Source organism: Thermus brockianus, assembly GCF_021462505.1.
Classification (GTDB): Bacteria; Deinococcota; Deinococci; order Deinococcales; family Thermaceae; genus Thermus; species Thermus hydrothermalis.
In genome coordinates this window covers 1-20,474 of sequence record NZ_JAKEDV010000002.1, presented here as the reverse complement: position 1 = coordinate 20,474, position 20,474 = coordinate 1, and the positions used below count along the sequence as shown (strand labels likewise).

Genomic DNA, 20,474 nt, shown 5'->3' with positions numbered 1-20,474 from the left:
TAAAGGCGCGGAATTTCCTCCCGGGTATCATGGGGGCATGAGGAAAAGCCTCTTCCTCCTCGTCCTGCCCCTCCTCGCCGCCTGCGAGGTGCTTCAAGGCTCGGGCTACCGGGTGGCCGAGGCCCAGCTCCTTTTCCCCGAAGCCACGGAGCGCTGGACCTACTTCTACGGGGAGCCCCGGGAGGTGCGCCTCTCGGAAAAGACCTTGCGCCTGGAAAAAGCCAGCCGGGAAAGCCTCTGGGCGGTGCCGGGGGCGCTTTGGGTGGACGGCAACCCCCTCCTGCGGGAGGTGGGCCCGGCCCTGAGGCCGCCTGCGGAAGCCGTGCGGGGTATAGAGGGAAGCCTTGTGGAGGTGCGGGCCCAAACCGCCCTCCGGGCCACCTGGCTCTACGACGGGGTGGGCTGGGTACGCCTCACGGGAAGCCTGAAGGAAGGAGAAAGGCGAAGCCTGGTCCAGCCCGCAACCTACCTCACCCCTAACCTGTACGCCTTCACGGGGGCGGAAACCCAGGTCCTCCTACGGGAGGTGCTTGCCCGCAGGGGCGTGCGGCAAGTGGTGCTCTTTGAGCTTCAAGAGCCCGTCCTTAGGCCCCTCAGCCTGGACCCGCCCCCCGACAGCTACCGGGTGGGGGCGCTTTTGGTCCAGTACGGGCTTAGGCTGGAGGCGGTGAGCCCTCCTGCCCCCCTTTACCGCATCCTGAACCGGGGCACCCAGGCCGCCTACCAGGAAACGGAGGCCAAGGCCTTCCTCGCCAACGACCCCGCCCGCTTCGCCGAGGTCTGGAACCTGGTGGTGGCCAACCGCATCCCCCGTCCCCCCGCCCCCAGCGTGGACTTCCGCACCCGGAGCGTGGCCGCCTTCTTCTGGGGCCTGAAGCCCACGGGGGGGTATGGCCTCGAGGTGGCCGGGGTCACCTACGCCGGGGATGCCGCCCGGGTGGTCCTAAACCTCATCGCCCCGAAGCCGGGAACCATCGTCACCCAGGCCCTCACCAGCCCTTACGTCCTCCTAGAGCTCCAGCGGGTGCGCCGGGTGGTCTTTGCCGACCCCTCGGGCTGGGTCTTGGCGGAGGCTAGGGAGTAAGCCGCCGCCTAAGGGCCCCCACCAGGTACAAGGAGCCCGTGCAGAGGAGGGGCAGGCCGTCCCCCTTGGCCGCCTCCACCCCGTGCCAAAGCGCCTCCCAAGGGTCCTCAAAGAAGGGCGCCCCCAGCTCCGGCCCCAAGGCCCCCTCCCCCGCCCGGGCGTAGCGCACGGTGCGCGCCTTGGGGAGGAGGTGGGCCAGCATCCCCCCCACGTCCTTGCGGGGGAAGGCGCCGAAGAGGAGGTGGTAGGCGGAAAACTCCCTGGCCAAGGCCTCCGCCGCTGGGGGGTTGTGGGCCCCGTCCAGGTAGACCTCCACCCCCTCCAGGAGGAACCGCTCTAGCCGCCCCGGGTTCCTGGCCTCCCTTAGCCCCCGGGCGATGGCCTCCTCGGGGAAGCCGAGAAGCCTTAGCGCGGCGGCGGCAAGCCGGGCGTTAGCCTCCTGGAAGGCCCCCCTTAGGGCGGGGGGTGCGGGGAGGGCGAAGAGGGGGTCCTGGGGGTCCAGGGCGTAAAGGGGTGCCCCCTTGGCCCTCGCCACCTCCCGGACCACCGCTAGGCCTACCCCCTGGGCCCCCGTGACCACGGGCACCCCTTCCCGGAAGGCCCCCGCCTTCTCCCGGGCCACCGCCTCGAGGCTCCCCCCCAAAGCCTCCAGGTGGTCCTCCCCCACCTGGGTGAGCACGGTGAGGGCCACCCGGGGGAGGGCGTTGGTGGCGTCCTTCTCCCCCCCTACCCCCGCCTCCACCGCCGCCAGGACCACCCCCCTTTCCCGGAAATGGTGGAAGGCCAGGGCGGTGGCCAGGTCAAAAAAGCCCGGGGGCTCGGGCCAAACCTCCGCCCTGGCCCAGGCCACGAAGCGCACCACCTCCGCCTCGGGGATGAGGCCCAGGTGGGTGCGGATCCTCTCCCGGAAGTCCCACAGGTGGGGGCTGGTGTAGGCCCCAAAGGCCAGGCCCTGGGCGCGGAAGGCGGCCTCGAGGTAGGCCACCACGCTCCCCTTGCCGTTGGTGCCGAGGACGTGCACCGCCTGGAAGGCCCCTTCCGGGTGGCCCAGGCGCTCCAAGAGGACCTTGACCCGCCCCAGGCCCCGCTCCCCTTGCCGCCTTCTCCCGTAAAGCCAGGCCAGGGCTTCCCCGTAGTCCATCACCCTTGAGCGTACTGCAGGCGGTAAAGGGTGGCGTAGTAGCCCCCGCGGGCGAGGAGGTCCTCGTGGGTCCCCTCCTCCACAAGCCGCCCTTTCCGGAAAACGAGGATGCGGTCCACCCGGCGGATGGTGGAGAGCCGGTGGGCGATGATGATGGAGGTCCTCCCCTCCATGGCCTTATAGAGAGCCTCCTGCAGGCGCCTTTCCGTTTCCGAGTCCACGTTGGCCGTGGCCTCGTCCAGGATGAGGAGGATGTCGGGGCTAGCCAAGAGGGCCCGCACCAGGGCCAAAAGCTGCTTCTCCCCCGTGGAAAGCCCCGCCCCCCTTTCCCCCACGTGGGTGTGGTAGCCCTTGGGCAGGCGCAGGATGGCCTCGTGCACCCCCAAGAACTTCGCCACCTCCACCACCTTTTCCTCCGGGACCTCCTCCTGGAAGAGCCTGAGGTTGTCCAAGATGGTGCCGGAGAAGAGAAAAGGGTCTTGGAGGACGATGCCGATGTGGCGCCTTAGCTCCTCCTGGCGGTAATGGCGCACGTCCTCGCCGTCTATGAGGACCTGGCCCCTTTGCGGGTCGTAGAAGCGGGCGATGAGGCTCACCACGCTGGTCTTCCCCGCCCCCGTGGCCCCCACCAAGGCCACCTTCTCCCCGGGGCGGATGTGGAAGGAAACCCCCTTTAGGACCCAGTCCTTCTCCGTGGGCTCCACGCCCTGGGGCGTGTAGGCGAACCAGACATCCCGGAAGGCCACCTCGCCCCGGAAGCGATGGATGAGCCTCGGGTTTTCCGGGTCCTTGAGCTCCTCCTCCGTGTCCAAAACCCCAAAGATGCGCTCGGCGCTGGCCATGGCCCCCTGGAAGAGGTTGAACTTGTCCGAAAGGTCCTGGAGGGGCTGGAAAAGCTGCCGGGTGTAGTCCACGAAGGCCACCAGAAGGCCCAAGGAGGCCACGCCCCGCACCACCTCTCCCCCGCCCACGTAGAGGAGGCTCGCCACCGCCAAATCCCCCAGGAACCCCACCACGGGGAAGAAGAGGGCGAACCAGCGCACGATCTCCACCCAGGCCTGGAGGAGGTGGCGCGCCAAGCGGTCAAACTTCTCCTCCCGCTCCTTCTCCTTCACAAAAAGCTGGATGGTCTCCACCCCCGAGAGGTTCTCCTGCAAGGCAGCGTTTACCCGGGCGAGGCGCAGGCGCATCTCCCGGTAGGCGAGGCGCATGCCGTTCCTCACCCAAACCGTCACCCCAAGGAGGACGGGCACCACTAGGAGGACCACCAGGGTGAGCTTGGGGCTCAAGAAGAGCATGAAGCCGAGAAGGCCCAAGAGGGTGAAGAGGTCGGCGATCACCCCCACGAGCCCCCCGGTGATGAACTGGTTGATGGCGTCCACGTCGGAGGTGATGCGGGTCATGAGCCGCCCCACGGGGTTCTTGTCGTAAAAGCCTGGGTGGAGGCGCATGAGCTTGGCGAAGAGGGCGCTCCTGAGGTCAAAGAGAACCCTCTGCCCCACCCACTGGATGAGGTAGGTCTGCCCGTAGGTGGCGGCGAAGTTCACCCCCCGCACCAGCAAAAAGCCCAGGCTCACCCAAAGGAGGAGGGCGAAGCGCTCGGAAAGGGGCTTGGCCTCCTGGGGAAGGAGGGCGCCATCTATGGCCCACTTGAAGAAGAGGGGGGTGAGGGCGGCGGTGAGGGTGGTGAGGAGGAGAAAGAGGAGGGCCAATGCCACCTGAAGGCGGTAGGGACGGACGTAGGCCAGGATGCGGGCGAAGAGAACCCGGTCAAAGGCCTTGGTGTAGGCGTCCTCCTGGGTCATTCCTCCACCTCCTTCTCCATGTGCTGGATGCGGTCCAGCTCGGCGTAGAGCCCGCCGGCCTCGAGGAGGCTTTCATGGGTCCCCTCCTCCACAATCCTCCCCTCGTCCAGGACAATGATCCAGTCCGCATGGCGCAGGGTGGCGGTGCGGTGGGAGATGAGGAAGGTGGTCTGCCGGCCCAGCACGGATTTCAGGCCCTCCAAGATCCTCGCCTCCGTCTCCGTGTCCACGGCGCTTAAGGCATCGTCCAGGATGAGGATTTTGGGCCTTTTGGCCAGGGCCCGGGCCAGGGCCACCCGCTGCCTTTGCCCCCCGGAAAGCGTCACCCCCCGCTCCCCCAACACGGTCTCGTAGCCTTTGGGGAAGGAAAGGATCTCCTCGTGGATGCCGGCAAGCTTCGCCGCCCACTCCACCCGCTCCCGGTCCGGGTGGTCCAGGCCGAAGGCGATGTTTTCCAGGAGGGTTTCGCTGAAGAGGAAAGGCTCCTGGGGCGCCACCCCCACCGCCCTCCTAAGGGCAGCCAAGGGGATTTGCCGGACCTCGTACCCCCCCACGTACACCTTCCCCTCCGTGGGGTCCAAAAGCCTCGGCACCAAGGCGGCCATGAGGCTCTTCCCCGCCCCCGTGCGGCCGGTGATGCCCAGGGTCATCCCCTCGGGCACGGTGAGGGTGAGGTCCTTTAGGAGCCAGCGCTCCCCAAGCCGCAGGCCCACCCCCACGAAGCGCACCTCCCCCGTGAGGTCCTCCGCCTTCAGGGGCAAGGGGTCTAGGTCCCGGATGGCGGGCTCCTGGTCCAAAAGCTCCAGAAGCCTTTTCAGGCTGGTAAGGCCCCGCTGGTACATGGCGAGGACCCAGCCAAGCCCCAGGATGGGCCAGGTGAGCTGGGCCAGGTAGGCGTTGAACTGAACCAGCTCCCCCACGGAAAGCTCCCCTTGCACCACCATCCGCCCCCCCACCCAGAGCACCACGAGGAAGGCGAAGCCCATGAGGAAGCCCAAAAGGGCCTGCATGGGGCCTTCCACCCGGGCCAGGGCCAGGCTCTTTTGCATGTAGATGCGGTTCAGGTCCTGGAAGCGGGCGAGCATCCGCCCCTCCAGGGCGTAGCCTTTCACCACCCGGATGCCGCTAAAGGCCTCCTGGCTCAGGGTGCTGATGGCGTCAAAAGCCTCCTGGGCCTCGCGGTAGCGGCGGTCCACCAGGCGGAGCAGGTAGAACATGATGAGGGCGATGGCGGGCAGGATCAGGGTGAGGTAGAAGGCGAGGCGCACGTCCACGGCGTACATGGAGGCGAAGGCCAAAAGGACCAAAAAGGAAAGCCGGCTTCCCATCATGATGCCGGGCCCCACCATCTCCCGCACGGCGGAGAGGTCGGTGTTCAAGCGGTTCATGAGGTCCCCTACCCGGGTCTTCTGGTAGAAGGAACGGTCCAGGCGGAGGAGGTGGTGGAAGAGGTCTTTCCTCAGGTCATACTCCACCCGGCGGCTCGCCACCACCGCCAGGCGGCGCATGAAGTAGGAGAGGAGGGCGGTGAAGGCCCCTGAGGCCAAGAGCAGGAGGGCGTAGCGCCCATAGGGACCGCCGTGGCCCAAGGCGTCCACCGCCAGGCGCAAGAAGTAGGGCCCAAGGACGAAGAAGAAGATGGAAAGAAGCCCGGCGAGGACCCCCAGGATATACCGGAACCGGTAGGGGTAAAGGTACGGCCCAAGGCGGTGCAAGGGGGAAACTGACCGACCGGTCATGCCCTTGAGTCTACCGCAAAAGCCCCGCTCCTTTGTGCGGTGGGGCCCCTATAGAGCCGCCATCTCCGCCTTGAGGGCCTTTAGGCTTTCCGTCCAGTCCTCCCCCAGGGTGAGGAGGCGGTGGGGCTTGGCGAGCCTCCGGGCCGCCCGCCTGAGGAGGCCCGGGATGGGGGGACAGGCGTAGGAAACCACCAGGAGAAGGCCCTTCACCCGACCCAGGCGGTGGAGGTAGTGGACCATGCCCAAAAGCTCCTTGTCCGTGGGCAGGTCCATGGGAAGGAGCTTATCGCCCTCTTCCCGAAGCTTTTCCGGGGGCAGGTCGGGGAAGAAGGGAAGGAGGTCCACCTTGCGCAGGGCCGCCTCCACCGTCTCCCGGAAGGCCTCGTCCTCCAGGAGGTAGGGCTGGGCCACCACCCCCACGCTCCCCGGGGGGGACTTGAGGGGAGGAGGAGGCTTGAGGAGGCTTTTGACCCGGTCCAGGGCCCGGCCCACCAGCATGGGGTTTTGCGTGAGGATCTGCCCCACCTCCCCCGCCCGCCCCAAGACCCTTCCCGAAAGCTCCGCCGGCACCTTGAGCACCGGGGGAAGCCCGGGAAAGTAGCGGAGGAGGGTGGCCTCGAGGTCCAGAAGCCAGGGACACTGCCCCCCGCCCTTCTCCGACTCCACCCCACCCTGGAGGTCGGGGAGGAGGAGGTAGTCCACCCCCTGGGCCTTCAGGGCCTCCACCTGGGCGAGAAGCCCCTGGACCGGGAGGCAGTAGGGCTGGCGGAGGTCGGGCTCCACCTCGGCCCGCACCACCTCCACCCCCAGCGCCTCCAAGTACGCCTCCCAGAAGCCCAGGTACCGCCGGGAGAGGAAGCCTTTGAGGACGCCCACGCGCATACGCCCTATCCTACGCCAAGCCGCTCAAGAAAGGCGAGAAGCGCCGTGCGCCCCTCCCAGAGGCTTTGGGGGAGGACCCACTCCTCCTGCGTGTGCGCCCCTCCTCCCCGGTAAACCCCCAGGGCCAGGGCGGGGATACCCCGTTCAATGGCGGCGCTGGCGTCGGTGGAACCGGGCTGGAAAAGGGGCTTTTCCCCAACGGCGGCCAAAGCCGCCTCGGCCGCCCGGAGAAGCCCGGGCGTGGCGGTGGTTCCCGCAGGCCTACGGCCGAGCTCCTCCCAGGAAAGCGCCACCCGGTGGCGCCTGGCCACGTCCGCCACCAGGTCCAAGACCGCCCGCACCCGGTCTTCCAGGAGAAGGGGGTCGGGGGAGCGCACCTCCAAAAGGGCCTCCGCCTCCTCGGGGATGGCGTTCACCGCCTCACCTCCCTTGAGGCCGCTGGCGTTTATGCTGGCCTCGAGGCCCGCCACCAAAGGAGGAAGCCCCGCCAAGGCCTCCGCCAGGGCGAAGACAGGGTTGGGGCTCCCCCGGTCCCCCCAGGCGTGGCCCCCGGGGCCGGAAAACCGGAGCCTTAGGCGCACCGAGCCCAGGGCGCGGTCCACCACCCCGGGCAGGTAGCCGTCCACCGCCACCACCACCTGGGGCTCCAGGGCCGCCACCAGGGCACGGGCCCCCTTGAGGTTCCCAAGCCCTTCCTCCCCCACGGTGAAGCCCCGCACCACCCCGGGCAAGGGGGGTAGGGAGAGGAGGACGGCCACCCCCGCCGAGTTATCCCCCACCCCAGGCCCATAAAGCCGCTCCCCCACCCACCTGGGAGAGGCAGGGGGCAAGACGGTGTCCAGGTGGGCGAGGAGGAGGATCCTCCCCTCCCCCGCCCACACGTTCCCCACCCCGTCCCTTTGCGCCCCGGGGAGGTGGCGGGCCACATAGCCCCCCCGCGCCTCTTCCCCCGCCAAGGGGGCAAGCTCCAGGAGGTGGCGCACCGGGTCCACTACTCTTCCGGCTCGGGTTGGGCAAGCCCCTCGCGGATGGCGTAAAGGGCCGCCTGGGTGCGGTTGTTGAGGTGGAGCTTCTGGAAGATCTCGGAAAGGCGGTTGCGCACCGTCTTCTCGGAAAGGCCGAGCTCGGCGGCGATCTCCAGGTTGGTGTAGCCCTGGGCCACCAACTTGAGGATCTGCACCTCCCGCTCGGAAAGCTCGGCGTGCAAGGGGGCCTGGGCCTCCTTCTTGGCCCGGAAGTCCTGGATGATGCGCCCGGCGAGCTCCGCATCCAAAAGCACCTCGCCGGCGTGCACCCGGCGGATGGCCCCGATGAGCTCCTGCGCATCCGTGTCCTTCAGGAGGTAGCCCCGGGCCCCCGCCTTCACCGCCTCAAACACGTAGGCGTCCTGGCGGTACATGGTGAGCATGATGACCTTGGCCTCGGGCCACTCCTTGAGGATGGCCTGGGTGGCCTGCACCCCGTCCAGGCCCGGCATCTGGATGTCCATGAGGATCACGTCCGGCTTGGCCTCGAGGGCGTGCCGCATGGCCTCCCACCCGTCCTTGGCCTCCCCCACCACCCGGAAATCCCCTTCCGCCTCCAAGAGGCTCTTTAGCCCTTGGCGGAAGAGGGCATGGTCGTCCGCTAGCAGTACCCGGATCACCCCTCCATCTTAGCCCCTGGGCCCTCTGGTATGGTAAGGGGATGCAGGTACGCATAGAAAAGCTCGTTCCGGGAGGCTACGGCCTCGCCCGCACGGAGGAAGGAGCCATCCTGGTCAAGGGGGCCCTGCCGGGGGAGGTGGTGCGGGGGATACCCGTGCGGCGCAAGGGAGCCCTCTTCCTGGAAGAAGTGGAGCTCTTAGAACCCCATCCAGAGCGTTACCCACACCCCCTCCCCCCCTCCGCCGACCTTCCCTTGGCCTACGAGGCCCAACTCCCCCTCAAGGAAGCCCTGGTAGGAGACGCCCTAGCGCGCATCGCCAAACTGGAAGCCCCTCTCCTTCCCATTCGTCCTTCGCCCAGGCCCCTGGGCTACCGCACCGCCGCCCAGTACGCCCGCTACCCCTTGGGGGGCCTCGCCTACCGCCTTCCCGAAAGCCACGCCCTCTACCCCCTGGAGGAGGACCCCCTCTTGGCCGAGCCCCTGGCCTCCGCCTTCGCCCTCTTAAGGACCTGGCCCCTTCCCGTGGAGGAGGTGGCCCTTAGGGGAAGCCTCCTGACAGGAAAGGTCCTCCTCGGCCTCGTCGGGGGGAGCCTCGAGGCCCTAAAGCGCCCCGCCAAGGCCCTGGTGAAGGAGGGCTTCGCCGGGGTGGTCTGGGCGGAGCCCTCCCCCAAGGGGCGCTTCCGCGGCCGGGTAACGCCCCTCTATGGGGAGAGAACCCTCCTAGAGCGCTTTGGCCCCCTCACCGCCACGGTGAGCGTGGAAAGCTTCAGCCAGGTGAACCCCTTGGCGGCCGGGGAGCTCTTCGCCGAGGCAACCGGGCTCGTTTCCGGGGGGGAAAGGGCCTTGGAGCTCTACGCGGGAAGCGGCCTCCTCTCCCTCCTCCTCGCCCCCCGCTACCGGGAGGTGGTGGCGGTGGAGGTGAGCAAGGAGGCGGTGCGCCGGGGCGAGGCGGACCGGAAGCGGCTTGGGGTGGAAAACCTCCGCTTCCACCGGGGGGATGTCCGGGAAGCCCCTCGGTTTGGGCGGTTTGACCTGGTGGCGGTGGACCCGCCCCGGGCCGGGCTCGCCCCCGAGGTGCGGGCCTACCTTCTGGAAAGCCGTCCCGAAGAGGTCCTCTACATCGCCTGCGACCCCGCCACCTGGGCCCGGGACGTGGGGGAGTTGGTGCGGGGAGGCTACCGCTTGAGCTTCGTGCGGCCTTACGATTTCTTCCCCTTCACCCACCACGTGGAGGTCCTCTCCCTTCTCCGGCTAGGGTAGGGGAAGCCCATGGAAAAAGGGGGCGGGGTCCACGGGCACCCCCTGGAGGCGCACCTCCAGGTGCAGGTGGGGCCCCGTGGAAAGCCCCGTGCTCCCCAAAAGCCCCAATACCTCCCCGGCCTTCACCCGCTCTCCCACCCGCACCCGGCGCTCTTTAAGGTGCCAGTACCCGGTGCAAAGCCCCATCCCGTGGGCCAGGACCACCGCCTCGCCCCGCACCTTTAGCCTTTCCGAAAGGACCACCACCCCCTCGGCCACCGCCCGCACCGGCGTACCCAGGGGAGCGGCGAAGTCCAAGCCCTCGTGGTAGGAGGCGAAGAGGTGCCCATACCGCCTGCGGGTGCCGAAAGGGCTTGTGATCCGGCCGCCTTCCAAGGGAGGGCGGAAGGCCTGGGCGAAAGCGAGGGGTCCCTCCTTGGGGCAGGCGGCCACCACCCGCTCCCGTTCCGCCTTCACGCCGGGGTCCTTGAGGAGGGCCTCGAGGCCAGGGGTGAGGGCCAAGGCCTCCTGCCCATAGCCCCCCGGGGCCACCTTGAGGGAAACCTCTTTTTCCTCCCCATCCAGGAAGAGGCGCAAGGGGTACTCCCCCGGCTCCACCAAGGCCCCCACCGCCAGGAGGCCCCAAAGCCCGCCCTTTCCCGGCGCCAAGGGGTAGCGGACCCCAAGGAAAGCCACCTCCCCCGCCCCATACCCCTCCACCCGCAGGCCAAAGGCCCGCCCCTGGACCGGGAAGGAAGCCCAAAGCCGCCCCCGGGGCAAGGGAACCTCCCAAAGCCCCACCCACAGGACCTGGCCAGCCCGGATGCGGTTGGGGTCGGAAAGGCCGTTCCAACGGGCAAGGTCCTCCACCCGCACCCCGTAGCGCCGGGCGATGCCGTAAAGGGTTTCCCCGGGGGCCACGGTGTGCACCTGGGCCATGGCCAGGAGGACGAAAAAGGCCAGGGGAAGAAAGCGGGGCATGCCCTTATGCTAGGGGGAAAGGAGCCCCTATGGTCCTGATCCTAAACGGTCCTAACCTGAACCTGTTGGGAACGCGGGAGCCCGAGGTGTACGGCCGCACCACGTTAGAGGAACTGGAGGCCCTGTGCGAGGCCTGGGGCGCGGAGCTCGGCCTCGGGGTGGCCTTCCGCCAGAGCAACTACGAGGGGCAGCTCATTGAATGGGTGCAGCAGGCCCACCGGGAGGGGTTTTTGGCCATCGTCCTCAACCCCGGGGCCCTCACCCACTACTCCTACGCCCTCCTGGACGCTATCCGGGCCCAGCCCCTCCCCGTGGTGGAGGTCCACCTGACGAACCTCCACGCCCGGGAGCCCTTCCGCCAGCACTCCGTGACCGCCGGGGCCTGCCGGGGAATCATCTCCGGCTTTGGACCCCTTTCCTACAAGCTCGCCCTCACCTACCTGGCCGAGGTCCTGGAGGTGGGCTAGAGAAGCCCCGCTAGGCGGTAGCCCACGTACACCAGCAAAAGCCCCAGGCCCAAGCTTAGGCCCACGTAGGCCAAGGCCTGCCCCACCTCCCCGTCCTGCAACAGGGCCAGGGTCTCGTAGCTAAGGGTGGAGAAGGTGGTGAACCCGCCCAGGACCCCCACCGCCAGGAAAAGCCGCGCCTCGGGGGAAAGGGCCCCTTCCAGGGAAAGCCGCAAGACCGCCCCGATGAGGAAGCTCCCCAGGGCGTTCACGAACAGGGTGCTATAGGGAAAGCCCGGGCCCAAAAGCCCTTGGACGTAGGCCCCAAGCCCGTAGCGCAAGGCCGAGCCCAAGGCCCCGCCCAAAGCCACCAGGAGGTAGCGCTCCATGCGGAAAGTATATTTAGGCCATGAAGCCCAAGACCCTCTCCCCCATCCTCACCGCCAAAGGCGTGCGGCTCGCCATCGCCGTGGGCCGCTTCAACGAGCGGGTGACCAAGCTCCTCTTGGAGGGGGCCCTCGAGGCCTACGCCCGGCTCGGGGGCGACCCGGCGGAGGTCCTGGTGGCCTGGGTGCCCGGCTCCTTTGAGCTTCCCCTGGTGGCCAAACGCCTGGCCCAGCGCCCCGACGTGGACGCCGTGGTGGCCTTAGGGGCCGTGGTGCGGGGGGAAACCCCCCACTTTGAGTACGTGGCCGCCCAGGCGGCAAGCGGCCTCATGCAGGCCATGCTCCAAACGGAAAAGCCCATCGTCTTCGGCGTCCTCACCACCAACACCCCCGAGGAGGCCCAGGAGCGCGCCGGGGGCAAGGCGGGAAACAAGGGCGCCGAGGCGGTTTTCACCGCCATTGAGATGGTGCGCCTCCTGGAGGTTATTTCCCGGTGAAAAGGGCCCGGGCGTAGCGGAGGTGGAGGTAGAGGAAGCAGCCCAGGCAAAAGCCAAAGGCCAGGTTGATGAAGGCCAAGAGGGCCACCAAAAGGGCCAAGGCGTAGCCCACCCCCTTCAGGCCCAGGAGGAGGAAAAGGGAGGCCAGGCCCAGGAAGACCGCTCCCAGGGTGCGGGCGAACCGGTGGGGCCTCGGGTCCTCCTCCACGGGCTGGGGCGGCACCCGAAGGAGCCGCTTGAGGGCCACCATCAGGTCAAACGGGGTGTGCTGGCTCGCCATGAGGAGGAAGAGGGCGTACACCAGCCAGGGGAGGTCCATAAGGGCCGCCAGGGGCAGAAGGAGGACCAAGAGGGCCTGGTTGAAGCGGAGCTGGTTCCGGTCCGTCTTCATGGCCTTCACTATACACCTAAGCCTGTGAGGCTTAGGGGTAAAGGGCACACTCCCCGTGGCAGAATGGTCCCGTGGTCCCCCTCCTCACCACCCCCTTGCCCACACCCCACGGCTTCACCACCCGGCTGGGCGGGGTTTCCCAAGGCCCCTACGCCAGCCTGAACCTCTCCCCCGCCACCGGGGATGACCCCAAAAAGGTGGCGGAGAACCAAGGCCGGGTCCTAACCGCCTTCGGCAACCCCCCGGTGGCGGCCCTCAAGCAGGTGCACGGCACCGAAGTCCACCTCGTGGAGGGCCCCGGGGTCTGGGAAGGGGATGGCCTCCTCACCACCACCCCGGGCCTCCTCCTCCGGGTGGGGGTGGCGGACTGCTACCCCCTCCTCCTCTACCACCCCCAAGGGGCGGTGGCCGCCCTGCACGCCGGCTGGCGGGGCGTGGTGGGAGGGATTTTGCCCAAGGCCCTCGCCCTCCTCGAGGCCCTAGGACTAGACCCCAAGGCAACCCACCTGGCCATAGGCCCCGGCATCGGAGGGTGCTGCTACCAGGTGGGGGAGGAGGTAGTGGAGGCCTTCCAAAAGGCCTGTCTTCCCACCTTCCGCAAGGACGAAGGCGCCCCGGGCAAGTACCTCCTGGACCTGGAGGAGGCAATCCTGCTCCAGGCGAAACGGAGCGGGCTTTCGGAAAAGCGCATCTACCGGATTAGGCTTTGCACCGCCTGTTCCCCGGCCCTCTTCTCCCACCGCCGCGACCGGGGGAAGACGGGGAGGATGTGGGGTCTTGTGATGCTTCCCCGTTAAGGCGGCGTTCACCCGGGGCGTGGCACAATAAGGCCATGCTCTTCCCCCGGGAGGTCCTCCCTTCCCTCCTTAACCTCACCCCTTCCTGGCTTAAAGAGCGGGGGCTTAAGGGGGTTATCCTGGACCTGGACAACACCCTCTTGCCCTATGGGGAAGAGGCCCTTCCCGCCGAGTACGCCGCTTGGCTTTCCGCCCTTAAGGAGGCGGTGCCCATCTACCTCCTTTCCAACGCCCTGCCCGAGCGCTTTGCCCGGGTGCAGAAGCGGCTTGGCCTTCCCGGCCACGCCCCCGCCCTGAAGCCCTGGCTGGGCTTCGCCAAGGCCCTCAAGGCCCTAGGCCTTCCCGCCCGGGAGGTGGCGGTGGTGGGGGACCAGGTCTTCACCGACATCCTGGGGGGGAACCTGGTGGGGGCCTACACCGTCTTGGTGCCCCCCTTGCGGGAAAAGGAATTCTTTTACACGCGTTTCATACGGATGCTGGAAACTCCGTTTAGGAAACCCTGGGGAGGGAGTCCATGAGCGTGCTGACCATCGGCGACAAGCGGCTTGGGGCCATCCTTTTGGATGCGGGGCTCCTCACGGACGAGGAGCTCCAACTCGCCCTGGAGAAGCACCGGGAGGTGGGGGGAAGCCTGGCGGAGGTCATCGTGGACTCGGGCCTCCTCTCGGAAAGGCGCATCGCCCAGGCCATTGAGGACCACTTCGGAATCCCCCTGGTGGAGCTCCACCAGCTGGAAATCCCCCCGAAGGTAAAGGCCCTCTTGCCAGCGGAGAAGGCCAAGGAGCTGGGGGCCATCCCCTTCGCCCTGGACGAGGAGGCGGGGGTGGTGCGGGTGGCCTTCGTGAACCCCTTGGACACCTTGGCCCTCGAGGAGGTGGAGGACCTCACGGGCCTCGTGGTGGAGCCCTACCAGGCCACCAAGAGCGCCTTCCAGTACGCCCTGGCCAAGCACTACCCCGAGCTCGGCCTGCCCCTCCCGCCCCCGCCCACAGGCCCAAGCCAAGGGGAGCTTCGGCTAGGGGAACTCCTCCTAGGGAAGGGCCTCATTGACCGGGAAACCCTGGAGGAGGCCTTGGTGGAGCAGGAGAGGACGGGGGACCTTTTGGGCCAGATCCTGGTGCGCAAGGGCCTTTCCGAAGAAGCCCTCTACCGTGCGCTGGCCGAGCAAAAGGGGCTAGAATTTTTGCCCACCACCGAAGGGCTAACTCCTGACCCCGCCGCCACCGCCCTCCTCCTCCGCTCGGACGCCTTGCGCTTTAGCGCCGTCCCCGTGGCCATCCGCGAGGGCAAGGTGGAGGTGGTCCTGGCTGACCCCCGGCACAAGGAGGCGGTGGAGGAGCTTTTGGGCCGCCCCGCTCGCTTCTACCTCACCCTGCCCAAGGCCTGGGAGGCCCTCTTCCACCGGGCCTACCCGGAAAAGGGGCGGTTGGGCGAGGTCTTGGTGCAGGAGGGCCGCCTGAGCCGGGAACACCTGCGGGAGGCCTTGGAGGTGCAAAAGCGCCTCCCCAAGGCGAAGCCTCTGGGGGAGATCCTGGTGGAGCTGGGCCTCGCCCGCCCCGAGGACGTGGAGGAGGCCCTCAAGAAGCAACGCCAAGGGGGAGGCCGCCTGGAGGACACCCTGGTCCAGTCGGGCAAGCTCAAGCCCGAGGCTTTGGCCCAGGCGGTGGCCGCCCAGCTGGGCTACCCCTACATTGACCCCCAGGAAAACCCCCCGGACCCCGGGGCCGCCCTCCTCATCCCCGAGGATCTGGCCCGGCGCTACGGCGTCTTCCCCCACCACCTGGAGGGGAAAACCTTGGTCCTCCTCATGAAAGACCCCCGGAACATCCTGGCCCTGGACGACGTGCGCCTGGCCTTGAAGCGGAAGGGCCTGGGGTACGAGGTGACCCCCGCCGTGGCCACCGAAGCGGCCATCGTCAAGCTCATTGAGCGCTTCTACGGCAAGGAGGAGCTCGGTGAGTTGGCCAAGGAGCTCTCCAAGGGGTACCAGGCGGAGGAGGAAGCCCTCACCACGGAGCTAGACGAAAGCGCCGCCCAGCGCTTCGTCAAGCAGGTGATCCGGGAGGCCTACCTCCAAGACGCTTCCGATATCCACGTGGAGCCCAGGCAGTCGGACGTCCTGGTGCGCCTTAGGATTGACGGCACCTTGCGCCAGTACACCACCTTGCCCAAGGGGGCCTTGGGTCCGGTGATCAGCGTCATCAAGATCATGGGCGGGCTCAACATCGCGGAAAAGCGCCTCCCCCAGGACGGCCGCGTGCGCTACCGGGAAGGGGCCATTGACGTGGACCTGCGGCTTTCCACCCTGCCCACGGTCTACGGGGAAAAGGCGGTGATGCGCCTTTTGAAGAAGGCGGCGGACATCCCCGAGATAGAGCAACTGGGCTTTGCCCCCGGGGTCTTTGAGCGCTTCCAGGAGGTGATCTCCAAACCCTACGGCATCTTCCTTATCACCGGCCCCACGGGAAGCGGCAAGAGCTTCACCACCTTTTCCATCCTGAAGCGCATCGCCACCCCCGATAAGAACACCCAGACCATTGAAGACCCCGTGGAGTACGAGATCCCCGGCATCAACCAGACCCAGGTGAACCCCCAGGCCGGGCTCACCTTCGCCCGGGCCTTGCGCGCCTTCCTGCGCCAGGACCCGGACATCATCATGGTGGGGGAGATCCGCGACTCGGAAACCGCCAAGATCGCCACGGAAGCGGCCCTCACCGGCCACCTGGTCATCGCCACCCTGCACACCAACGACGCCGCCCAGGCCATCACCCGCTTGGACGAGATGGGGGTGGAGCTTTTCAACATCTCCGCTGCCCTTATCGGCGTCCTTTCCCAGCGCCTGGTGCGCAAGATCTGCGACCACTGCAAAGTGGAGGTGAAGCCCGACCCGGAGGTGCTCCGCCGGCTCGGCATCCCCGAGGAGGAGATGCAAGGGGTGAAGCTCTACAAGGGCACGGGATGCGAGCGGTGCGGGGGCACGGGGTACAAGGGCCGCTACGCCATCCACGAGCTTCTGGTGGTGGACGACGAGATCCGCCACGCCATCGTGGCGGGGAAGTCCGCCACGGAAATCAAGGAGATCGCCCGCAAGAAGGGCATGAGGACCTTGCGGGAAGACGGCGTCTACAAGGCCCTCCAGGGGATTACCACCCTCGAGGAGGTCCTGGCGCGTACCATTGAGTGAAGGAGGCAGTCATGCCCAAGACCCCGGATATCGTGGACCTTTTGACCCTGGCCGTGGAGCGGGGAGCCAGCGACCTGGTGATCACCGTGGGCCTCCCCCCCATGATCAAGGTGGACGGGGAGTTCCACCCCACGGAGTACGAGCCCCTAAGCCCCCAGGACACCCGGCGCCTCATGTACGCCCTCATGGACGAGAAGCAGCAGCGGGTCTTTGAGGAGGAGAAGGAGCTGGACTTCTCCTTTAGCCTCCCGGGCAAAGGGCGCTACCGGGTGAACGTCTTCCTCCAGCGGGGAAGCGTGGGGGGGGTCCTCCGGGTGGTGCCGGCGGTCATCAAGAGCTTTGAGGAGCTAGGTCTGCCCAAGAACATTGCCGAGATCGCCATGGCCCCCAGGGGCTTGGTCCTGGTGACGGGCCCCACGGGAAGCGGCAAGAGCACCACCTTGGCCTCCATGATTGACTACATCAACGAGCGCAAGCCGGTGCACATCGTCACCATTGAGGACCCCATAGAGTTTTTCCACCGGCACAAGAAGGCCATCATCAACCAACGGGAGATCGGGGCTGACACCCACAGCTTCCACAAGGCCCTAAGGAGCGTGTTGCGCCAGGCGCCGGACGTGATCCTGGTGGGGGAGATGCGGGACTACGAAACCATCGCCGCCGCCATCACCGCCGCCGAAACCGGCCACCTGGTCATGGGCACCCTACACACCAACTCCGCCCCGGAAACCATTGACCGCATCATTGACGTCTTCCCGGAGAACCAGCAGGAACAGGTGCGGGTGCAGCTTTCCAACAACCTGGTGGCCGTGCTCACCCAGCAACTCCTCCCCAAGGCCTTCGGCGGGGGGCGGGTCCTGGCCTACGAGCTCATGATCGCCACCCCGGCGGTGCGGGCCCTCATCCGCGAGGGCAAGAGCCACCAGCTTCGGAGCGTGATCCAGACCGGGGGGCAGTACGGCATGATCACCATGGACGCCTGCCTGGCGGACCTCTACAAGCGCAAGCTCATCACCTACGAGATGGGCCTCTCCCGGGCGGTGGACCCCAAGGAGTTCATGCGCCTCGCCGGGGTGCAGGAGGGCACCAAGCGCTAACGGGTAAACTTTAGGGCATGTACGAAGCCGTCATCGGCCTCGAGGTCCACCTTCACCTGAAAACCCGGACCAAGGCCTTTTGCGGCTGCCAGGCCGACTACTTTGGGGCCGAGCCCAACACCCACGTCTGCCCCATCTGCCTGGGCCTTCCCGGGACCCTCCCCGTCCCCAACCGGAAAGCGGTGGAGTTCGGCCTGCGCCTCGCCCTGGCCCTGGGAAGCCGGGTGCCGGAGAAGCTCCTCTTCCACCGCAAGAACTACTTCTACCCCGACCTGCCCAAGAACTACCAGATCAGCCAGTACAACCTGCCCTTGGGGGAAGGGGGGGCCTTGCCCTTGGGAGGGCGGGAGGTGCGCATCAAGCGCCTCCACCTGGAGGAGGATGCCGGGAAAAGCCTCCACCTGGAGGGCCGCACCCTCCTGGACCTGAACCGGGCGGGAAGCCCCCTCATTGAGCTCGTCACCGAGCCCGACCTCGCCACCCCCGAGGAGGCCCGGCTTTTCCTGCAGCGCATCCAGGCCCTGGTCCAGACCCTGGGCATCTCCGAGGCCAGCCCCGAAGAGGGCAAGCTAAGGGCGGACGTGAACGTTTCCGTGCGCCGGATAGGGGAGCCTTTGGGCACCAAGGTGGAGATCAAAAACCTCAACTCCTTCAAGAGCGTCCAGCGGGCCCTGGAGTACGAGATCCGCCGGCAAACGGAAATCTTAAGGCGGGGCGAACGGGTCAAGCAGGCCACCATGGGCTTTGAGGAGGGAAGCGGCAAGACCTACCCCATGCGCACCAAGGAGGAGGAGGCGGACTACCGCTACTTCCCCGAGCCCGATATCCCCCCCGTCCCCATCCCCCGGTCCTGGCTAGAGGAGATCCGGATGGGCCTCCCCGAGCTCCCTTGGGAAAAAGAGGCCCGCTACCGCTCCCTGGGCATCAAGGAGAAGGACGCCGAGGTTCTGGCCTACACCCCCTCCCTCGCCCGCTTCCTGGACCGGGCCCTGGCGCTAGGGGAAGCCTCCCCCCAGGCCCTCGCCAACTGGCTTTTGGCCGACGTGGCAGGCCTCCTCAACGAGCGGGGCCTCGCCCTGGAGGAAACCCGCCTCACCCCCGAGGGGCTTTCCCGCCTGGTGGCCCTCTTTGAGCGGGGGGAGATCACGAGCCGGGTGGCCAAGGAACTCCTTCCCGAGGTCCTGGAAGGCCAGGACCCCGAGGCCCTGGTGCGGGCGCGGGGGCTACGGGTGGTGGCGGACGAGGGCGCCCTAAAGGGGGTGGTGGCCGAGGTGATCGCCGCCATGCCCGAGGCAGCGGAAAGCGTGCGCCAGGGCAAGCTCAAGGCCCTGGACGCCCTGGTGGGCCAGGTGATGCGGAGGACCAAGGGCCAGGCCCGGCCCGACCTGGTGCGCCGCCTCCTGGAGGAGGCCCTTGGGGTAGGATAGGGCCGATGCGCTACGAGGAGGCCGGGGTCCACATAGAGGCCAAGGCCGAGGCCCTGAAGCGGGCCAAGGCCGCCATCGCCGCCACCTACACGGAGGAGGTCCTGAGGGGCCTAGGCGCCTTTGGGGGGCTTTTTGACGCCAAGGCCTTGAAGGGAATGGAGCACCCTGTCTTGGTGGCCACCACGGACGGGGTGGGCACCAAGACCCTCCTTGCCCTCGAGGCCGGGGACGTTTCGGGGATCGGCTTTGACCTGGTGAACCACTCGGTGAACGACCTCCTCTGCCAAGGGGCTAGGCCCCTCTTTTTCCTGGACTACCTGGCGGCAAGCCGCCTGGAAGAGCCCGTCCTCGCCGCCCTTCTCACCTCCTTGGCCCAGGCCTGCCGGGCCCTCTCCATCCCCCTCTTGGGCGGGGAAACGGCGGAGATGCCCGGGGTCTACCGGGAAGGGGCCTGGGACGTGGCGGGCACCCTGGTGGGGGTGGTGGAGCGCTCCGAGATCCTAGGCCCCGAACGGGTGCGGGAAGGGGACGTCCTCCTCGCCCTCCCCTCCACCGGCCCCCACACCAACGGCTACTCCCTCATCCGCAAGGTAGTGGCTGGGCAGGACCTCTTCGCTCCCGTGCCGGAACTCGGGGAAAGCCTCAAAGAAGCCCTCCTCCGCCCCCACCGGGCCTACCTGGAAGAGTTCTTGCGCCTGAAGGAAGCGGGGGTAGAGCTCCACGCCATCGCCCACATCACGGGCGGCGGGCTTCCCGAGAACCTCCCCCGCGCCCTTCCCGAAGGCCTGGGGGCGGAGGTCCAAAAGGGCACCTGGCCCATCCCCCCCATCTTCCCCTACCTGCAACGCCTGGGGGAGATCCCCGAGGAGGAGATGTACCGGGTCTTCAACATGGGCCTTGGGCTCATCCTCATCCTCCCCGAAAGCGAGGCGGCGAAAGCCCTCGCCCTGGTGGAGGGCTACCGGGTGGGCCGGGTGGTTCGCGGGAGCGGAGTGCGCCTCTTATGAAGGAGCTTTGGCTCATCCGCCACGGCGAAACGGAGTGGAACGTCAAGAAGCGGTTCCAAGGCCACCTGGACGTCCCCCTCTCCCCCGTGGGGATCGGCCAGGCCTTCCGCCTGGCCCAGCGCCTGGCCCGAAGCCGCCTTCCCTTTGACGGGCTATTCTCCTCCGACCTGCGCCGGGCCAGGGAAACCGCCGAGCCCTTGGCGGCGGTCCTGGGCCTCCCCTTAAAGACCACCCCCCTCCTTCGGGAGATTGACGTGGGGGAGCTCGCTGGCCTCGGTCGGGAAGAAGCCGAAGCCCGTTTCCCCGATTTCATGCGAAAAGCACAGGAGGACCCCTGGCACACCCCCCGTCCCGGGGGAGAGAGCATGGCGGACCTCGCCCAGCGCCTCCTCTCCTTTTGGGAAAGCCTCCCTCCCGGCCGCCACCTCCTGGTGACGCACGGGGGCGTGATCCGAGCGGCGCTCAAACTGGCCCTAGACCTGGAGGGCCACGCCTGGCGCCGGGTGCACATCCCCAACACCTCCATCACCCGCATCCAGCTTCCCAACCGGGAGGTGCTCACCGTATCCGACGTGGCCCATCTGGAAACCTGGGCGGACTGGCTTTCCGACGAGAGCGTGCAATAAAAAACCCCGGGCCAAAAGCCCGGGGTTTTGGAGCGGGAGACGGGACTTGAACCCGCGACCCCGACCTTGGCAAGGTCGTGCTCTACCGACTGAGCTAC

At 67.6% G+C, this 20,474-nt stretch carries 20 protein-coding genes; 11 read left to right on the top strand and 9 right to left on the bottom strand.

The window, feature by feature from the left end; translation table 11 throughout:
* Positions 1 to 37: 37 nt before the first annotated feature.
* The gene (locus tag LXN00_RS02300) at positions 38 to 1,084 is read left to right on the top strand and encodes a protease complex subunit PrcB family protein (protein WP_234504203.1); all 1,047 of its coding nucleotides are present in this window, start codon (positions 38 to 40) and stop codon (positions 1,082 to 1,084) included.
* Here LXN00_RS02300 and LXN00_RS02295 read toward each other — a convergent pair.
* The 6 genes from LXN00_RS02295 to LXN00_RS02270 are packed head-to-tail and all read right to left on the bottom strand — an operon-like array spanning position 1,074 to position 8,296.
* Positions 1,074 to 2,225: a bifunctional folylpolyglutamate synthase/dihydrofolate synthase gene (locus LXN00_RS02295; RefSeq protein ID WP_234504200.1), complete on the bottom strand. Its 1,152-nt coding sequence runs from the start codon at positions 2,223 to 2,225 to the stop codon at positions 1,074 to 1,076. The two genes, LXN00_RS02300 and LXN00_RS02295, sit on opposite strands and share 11 nt — an antisense overlap.
* Positions 2,225 to 4,030 carry an ABC transporter ATP-binding protein gene (locus LXN00_RS02290; RefSeq protein ID WP_234504198.1) on the bottom strand — a complete coding sequence of 602 codons (1,806 nt, stop codon included), beginning with the start codon at positions 4,028 to 4,030 and terminating at the stop codon, positions 2,225 to 2,227. Before LXN00_RS02290 ends, LXN00_RS02295 begins: the two co-directional genes overlap by 1 nt.
* Positions 4,027 to 5,769, bottom strand: a complete 1,743-nt coding sequence (locus LXN00_RS02285) for an ABC transporter ATP-binding protein (protein WP_234504196.1) — start codon at positions 5,767 to 5,769, stop codon at positions 4,027 to 4,029. The genes LXN00_RS02290 and LXN00_RS02285 overlap by 4 nt, the downstream gene beginning before the upstream one ends.
* A gap of 48 nt (positions 5,770 to 5,817) precedes the next feature.
* Positions 5,818 to 6,651, bottom strand: a complete 834-nt coding sequence (locus LXN00_RS02280) for a hypothetical protein (protein WP_234504193.1) — start codon at positions 6,649 to 6,651, stop codon at positions 5,818 to 5,820.
* Positions 6,652 to 6,656: 5 nt separating this feature from the next.
* Positions 6,657 to 7,643 carry a M20/M25/M40 family metallo-hydrolase gene (locus LXN00_RS02275; protein WP_234504190.1) on the bottom strand — a complete coding sequence of 329 codons (987 nt, stop codon included), beginning with the start codon at positions 7,641 to 7,643 and terminating at the stop codon, positions 6,657 to 6,659.
* Entirely contained in the window at positions 7,643 to 8,296 is a 654-nt protein-coding gene (locus LXN00_RS02270; protein ID WP_234504187.1) for a response regulator, read from the bottom strand. Before LXN00_RS02270 ends, LXN00_RS02275 begins: the two co-directional genes overlap by 1 nt.
* Before the next feature lie 41 nt (positions 8,297 to 8,337).
* Between LXN00_RS02270 and LXN00_RS02265 the strand changes: the two genes are divergently transcribed.
* Positions 8,338 to 9,558, top strand: coding sequence for a class I SAM-dependent RNA methyltransferase (locus tag LXN00_RS02265; RefSeq protein ID WP_234504186.1), 1,221 nt, complete (start codon positions 8,338 to 8,340; stop codon positions 9,556 to 9,558).
* On the opposite strand, the gene LXN00_RS02260 is transcribed toward LXN00_RS02265, so the two are convergent.
* A complete protein-coding gene (locus LXN00_RS02260; RefSeq protein ID WP_234504184.1) occupies positions 9,550 to 10,518 on the bottom strand; it encodes a LysM peptidoglycan-binding domain-containing M23 family metallopeptidase in 969 nt (322 codons plus the stop codon). The genes LXN00_RS02265 and LXN00_RS02260 overlap by 9 nt on opposite strands.
* 29 nt (positions 10,519 to 10,547) lie before the next feature.
* Between LXN00_RS02260 and aroQ the strand changes: the two genes are divergently transcribed.
* A complete protein-coding gene (gene aroQ, locus LXN00_RS02255) occupies positions 10,548 to 10,985 on the top strand; it encodes a type II 3-dehydroquinate dehydratase (protein ID WP_234504182.1) in 438 nt (145 codons plus the stop codon).
* Here the strand turns inward: aroQ and crcB are convergent.
* Complete coding sequence (gene crcB, locus LXN00_RS02250) at positions 10,982 to 11,353, bottom strand: fluoride efflux transporter CrcB (protein ID WP_234504180.1); 372 nt, start codon at positions 11,351 to 11,353, stop codon at positions 10,982 to 10,984. The genes aroQ and crcB overlap by 4 nt on opposite strands.
* 20 nt (positions 11,354 to 11,373) lie before the next feature.
* On the opposite strand from crcB, the gene ribH reads away from it, so the two are divergent.
* A complete protein-coding gene (gene ribH, locus LXN00_RS02245) occupies positions 11,374 to 11,847 on the top strand; it encodes a 6,7-dimethyl-8-ribityllumazine synthase (protein ID WP_234504178.1) in 474 nt (157 codons plus the stop codon).
* On the opposite strand, the gene LXN00_RS02240 is transcribed toward ribH, so the two are convergent.
* Entirely contained in the window at positions 11,834 to 12,238 is a 405-nt protein-coding gene (locus LXN00_RS02240) for a DUF4395 domain-containing protein (RefSeq protein WP_234504176.1), read from the bottom strand. The genes ribH and LXN00_RS02240 overlap by 14 nt on opposite strands.
* Positions 12,239 to 12,309: 71 nt before the next feature.
* Here LXN00_RS02240 and pgeF point away from each other — a divergent pair, with 71 nt between their 5' ends.
* Genes pgeF through LXN00_RS02205 form a run of 7 tightly spaced genes read left to right on the top strand, consistent with a single transcriptional unit; the run spans position 12,310 to position 20,376 of the window.
* A complete protein-coding gene (pgeF, locus tag LXN00_RS02235; protein ID WP_234504175.1) occupies positions 12,310 to 13,035 on the top strand; it encodes a peptidoglycan editing factor PgeF in 726 nt (241 codons plus the stop codon).
* Between the two features lie 35 nt (positions 13,036 to 13,070).
* On the top strand, positions 13,071 to 13,553 hold the full coding sequence (locus LXN00_RS02230) for a YqeG family HAD IIIA-type phosphatase (RefSeq protein ID WP_234504173.1): 483 nt from the start codon (positions 13,071 to 13,073) through the stop codon (positions 13,551 to 13,553).
* Positions 13,550 to 16,219: a type IV pilus assembly ATPase PilB gene (pilB, locus tag LXN00_RS02225; RefSeq protein ID WP_234504171.1), complete on the top strand. Its 2,670-nt coding sequence runs from the start codon at positions 13,550 to 13,552 to the stop codon at positions 16,217 to 16,219. The genes LXN00_RS02230 and pilB overlap by 4 nt, the downstream gene beginning before the upstream one ends.
* An 11-nt stretch (positions 16,220 to 16,230) precedes the next feature.
* Positions 16,231 to 17,316: a type IV pilus twitching motility protein PilT gene (locus LXN00_RS02220; RefSeq protein WP_234504168.1), complete on the top strand. Its 1,086-nt coding sequence runs from the start codon at positions 16,231 to 16,233 to the stop codon at positions 17,314 to 17,316.
* Between the two features lie 17 nt (positions 17,317 to 17,333).
* Complete coding sequence (gene gatB / locus LXN00_RS02215) at positions 17,334 to 18,743, top strand: Asp-tRNA(Asn)/Glu-tRNA(Gln) amidotransferase subunit GatB (protein WP_234504164.1); 1,410 nt, start codon at positions 17,334 to 17,336, stop codon at positions 18,741 to 18,743.
* 5 nt (positions 18,744 to 18,748) lie between these two features.
* Positions 18,749 to 19,750, top strand: a complete 1,002-nt coding sequence (gene purM / locus LXN00_RS02210; RefSeq protein WP_234504161.1) for a phosphoribosylformylglycinamidine cyclo-ligase — start codon at positions 18,749 to 18,751, stop codon at positions 19,748 to 19,750.
* Positions 19,747 to 20,376, top strand: a complete 630-nt coding sequence (locus LXN00_RS02205) for a histidine phosphatase family protein (RefSeq protein ID WP_234504159.1) — start codon at positions 19,747 to 19,749, stop codon at positions 20,374 to 20,376. The genes purM and LXN00_RS02205 overlap by 4 nt, the downstream gene beginning before the upstream one ends.
* Positions 20,377 to 20,474 lie beyond the last annotated feature (98 nt).